Raw genomic sequence first — 525 nt, forward strand, 5'->3', positions numbered from 1 at the left:
CAGACTTAAACCAAACCTTGATCCTTCGCCATTTGATTGGCAATGCCCGGCGCTTTCAAAATGCTAGGTAGCAAAATGAAAGATACAGGGACCGCTGTAATCACAATGAAGGATTGCAGCGCAGTGATACCGCCTGAACCCATAGAAATCAGCGCGATAGCCACAACGCCCATCATCAATCCCCAAAACGAGCGAATCACTGCGTTTGGCTCGGCAGAACCTGTCATTACCACACTGATGGTGTAGGTCATCGAGTCACCAGTCGTAACGATGAAGGTGGTGGTCAAAATCAAGAACAGCACCGAAATGATCATTGGAAATGGCAGTTCACCAGTGATTGCGAGCAATACGGCTGGAAGGTTGAAGCCTTCAAAAGCCGAAGAGATCAATCCCGGATTCGCGAGCTCGAATGCTAAACCGCTACCGCCCACGATGCTGAACCAAAAACAGGTGATCAGCGGTGCAGCAATACTGATGGACAAAATCAATTGGCGAATGGTACGGCCACGCGAAATACGCGCGATG

1 protein-coding gene is annotated in these 525 nt (G+C 49.5%); it reads right to left on the minus strand.

Annotated features, from left to right (window positions below; all coding sequences use genetic code 11):
* Positions 1–5: 5 nt before the first annotated feature.
* On the minus strand, positions 6–525 hold a 520-nt coding region (locus tag R7F64_RS24355; RefSeq protein ID WP_318072219.1), incomplete at its 5' end, for a BCCT family transporter.

The sequence above is a fragment of the Vibrio sp. Vb1980 genome, assembly GCF_033338615.1.
Lineage (GTDB): Bacteria > Pseudomonadota > Gammaproteobacteria > Enterobacterales > Vibrionaceae > Vibrio > Vibrio alginolyticus.